The organism is Kitasatospora sp. NPDC050463, assembly GCF_040655255.1.
GTDB lineage: Bacteria > Actinomycetota > Actinomycetes > Streptomycetales > Streptomycetaceae > Kitasatospora.
The window spans coordinates 1-3,159 of sequence record NZ_JBFAJO010000195.1; the positions used below are offsets into that span (position 1 = coordinate 1).

A 3,159-nucleotide genomic window follows, 5' to 3' on the forward strand; every position below is an offset into this window, starting at 1 on the left:
TCCGAGTAGTCCTTCATCGCCATCGGCGGTGTTCTCGCTTCCTCCGGATCAAGCAGATCCAGTATCAGCGTGTCCACCCATCAGGGCGAAGGCCCGGGTGCCTCCGCCAAGGGCCTTGATGTGCTTGCCCACCGAATCCTGGGAATCAGGCTCGATGTGGTCCCGACCGAGAGGCCAGGCCGCGCAGAGAGCGGCGGTGACCACCCGAAGATCGGTGAAACCTGACGCGGCGTCTGCTGCGGCCTGGTGGGGTTCGAGGAAGTCGAGGAGTCGCTGCTGCGTCCTGAGCATGTTCATACTCGGTCGGGCAGAACTGGTGCTCCTGAGCTGGTCCAGTCGGGTCCCGCAAGAGGGTCCTTTCCGGCCCTGACCGGCGCGTTGGACTGGATGTCGGCACTGCGCCGGGTGCAGGGCCGCGTCCGCAGGCTGGCCGACGAGGAGCGTGACCGCTCGATTGATCCAGTGGCTTCGAGGGCAGTCGTCCTGCAGAAATACCTGGTGGACCGGGCATGCGAAGGCGACGGGCAGATGCCACGCCTTCTTCCACGGGCCTCCGTGCTGTTGCTGGATGGCGGTGCCGTCGCCTGCAAGGCATCTCGGGCAGTAGCGAGGATGGTCGTTGAACAACCAGTCGTCGCGCGACACCTGCGCTCCGGAACCGGGTCGCAGGCGCGCAATTGGCGGGTAGCGGTCTGACCAGGGAACAAGCGTCAGAGCAGTTGCTTCCTCCTCGCTCAGCCGGGCGGTGTGCGCGAAGGCGCGGATGTCGAGGTCCAGCAGGAGCCTGCGGCCAAGTTGGGTTGTCGAGGGCCTGGTGCAGCCGGTCAGCCGGGCCAGGCGAATCGGTGAGAGCCGGAGACGGTGAGCGAGCCGCAGCAGGTAGCCGCCGAGGGACTCGCCGGGCAGAGGATCAAGGCTCCGGGCCAGCGGTCGGTCGTGGCTGTGGAGTTCAGCCATCGGCGGCCGGCCTGTCGCCCTGGTCGTCGAAGACCGTGTTGCGCGGCCTCCTTCCCGGCTTCTTCCGCGACTGCTGTGGCGGCTTGACGTTCAGCGGGATCTCGGGGACCTCGCCCGCCTCGGGGTCGAGATCGGCGAGATTGCCCAGGCGGATCGAGGTGCGGGCCAGAAGCTCGGGTGTCAGCCGCTCCTCGCCACTGGTGATCGCTTCCGTGCAACCGTCCTCGACCAGCCGTCGAAGCAGTCCGACGATGCCGTGAGTGCGGCGGAACAGGTACTCGGGCATGCCGCCCGTGGTCAGCATGCCCTCGAAGGAGTGGAACAGCCGCAACTGTTCCTCGATCCCCGCGAGGTGTTCCAGGAAGGCGGTGATCCCGGTGGGGGTGGAGTAGTCGAAGGGGTCGAGATCGACCATGTCGAAGCGCCGCTCGGTCTGTGTCGAGGCCCCGTCATTGTGGCTCTTGCCTCGCTTGACGTCCGGGAAGACCCACTGCTTGGTGTGCGGGTCGATGTAGGCGCCCCGCAGCAGTCCGGAGTGGGGGATGTCGACACCGATCAGTACGAGCGTGACGTTCAGGTCCATCAGCTCGCGGATCAGGTCCAGGGTGTCCTGGTCGTCACCGCGGTGGAGTCGAAGACGCGTCACATCGTCGATCAGCAGAGCCGTGGTGTTGTGGTCCCGGACCGCGTCGCGGACCGAGCGAATCAGGTCGTCCAGGGTGTTCGGGTGCGGGTCGCCGTAGACGTCCAGGATGGTCTTGCACAACGCCTTCGGTGTCGCCTTCACCGGCAGTCGGCAGTAGGCGACCGGGACGAACACATCGCGTGTGCCGGCAATCGGAGCCTGGTCGGGCAGTAGTTGGTGGTGGACGTCCCGCCACAGGTCTTCGAAGGCGGCGGCCGCGGAGCACGCTGTCTCGGTCTTGCCCTGGAACCCGCCGCCGTTGATCATCAGACCGTCCCGGGTGCCGGGCATGAACTTCACGGCGTTGTTCTGCAGACGCCCGCGCATCAGGTTGGAGACCCCGCGGCTCATCGGCGTCTCCTGGAGCCGCATGTTCACGTGCGTCGCGGTCCGGTGCAGGTCGTGCAGGGCCCGTCGGCGCGCGCTCATGTCGCTGTACTCCTTCAGCGAGAGCCGCGGTGCCGGGATGAACGTGTCGCGGATTTCGCGCCACTGCTGCCAGCCCTCCCACCTGGTGCGGTCGGGCGGCGGTCCGACGCGCAGGAACGGGACGATCGGGCTGTCGCTCTCAGCCGGCCGGTTGTCCACCGTGCTCCTCTTCGTCGTCCTCGGGCAGGAGGAACACGTTGCGCTCGCGGAAGCTCGATCCCAGCCGGGGCGGTGGCTTCGGGGTGGCAGGGACGGCGGCTTCTCTGCGGCGGCGCCGCTCGGCGTCGAGACTGCTTCGGGTCTGCCCAGCCCGCTGCGGCCACTGCAGCACGTTCCCCGCGGTCTGCTGGGGCTGACGGGATGGGTGGGCGATCTCGGCGGAGGCCGCCGGCCGGTCGGTCGAGGCCGCCTGGGCCTGCGTGGCCTCGCGGGCGTGTTCGACGCGCTGGGACTTGGTCATCTGGCTGGGCCAGTTGCTGACCGGATCACGGGCGCCGAGCAGGTCCAGGAGGATCGGAAGGAGTTCGGCATCGGTCCGCGGTCGCAGGCCGGCCTCGCGGACTCGGGTGAGGAGTTCCTCGGCGCGCAGGTCACCGAAGGCGGGGACCTGCGATTCCGGCGGCAGCCCGGTCCAGCGCAGGGGGTGCCACTCGTGGGTAAGGGGATCTTGGAAGTAGACGACGCGCCGGTCACGGGGCTCTCGGCGGATGATCCACATCTGCTTGCGCCGCCCGCCGCGTGAGGACGCCTCGTGTAGGTAGGGCTCCAGTGCATCGCCGTAGTAGTAGAGGCCCTTGATCTTCACGCCCCGGCGGCCGTGGATGCGCTTGACCTGGTGCTCCGGCAGGAACCTGTAGTAGAGCTCGGGTTGGGGGATCTCCATCGCGAAGCCGGTCTGCGCGAACGACGCCGCGAACAGCGATTTGGGGCTGTGGTCCCCGCCGGGATCCCATGCCGGCGCGTAGTCGCCCAGCCGGCGGTTCTGCCAGACCGCTTTACCGACCGCAGGAGCTCGTGAACCGGCTCTGAACTGCGACGATACATAGACTACATGTTCGCGACGGTGAGTTGGGGGCGTTGTTGTCGCT

Annotated in this window: 2 protein-coding genes and 1 pseudogene; all 3 read right to left on the reverse strand. The window is 67.7% G+C overall.

The features are described from left to right. Window positions 1–48 precede the first annotated feature (48 nt). The gene (locus tag AB0J08_RS41315) at window positions 49–957 is read right to left on the reverse strand and encodes a TniQ family protein (protein ID WP_360645263.1); all 909 of its coding nucleotides are present in this window, start codon (window positions 955–957) and stop codon (window positions 49–51) included. Beyond that, window positions 950–2,230 (reverse strand): AAA family ATPase, encoded by a 1,281-nt coding sequence (locus AB0J08_RS41320; protein ID WP_360645266.1) that lies wholly within the window; start codon window positions 2,228–2,230, stop codon window positions 950–952. The genes AB0J08_RS41315 and AB0J08_RS41320 overlap by 8 nt, the downstream gene beginning before the upstream one ends. Next, window positions 2,211–3,159: pseudogene (locus AB0J08_RS41325) on the reverse strand (hypothetical protein); the annotation flags it as partial. The gene AB0J08_RS41320 and the pseudogene AB0J08_RS41325, both read right to left, overlap by 20 nt.

What these genes read in the sequence shown, in the direction of transcription:
- AB0J08_RS41315 (WP_360645263.1), bottom strand. Translation starts at nt 957, where the DNA reads ATGGCTGAACTCCACAGCCACGACCGACCGCTGGCCCGGAGCCTTGAT.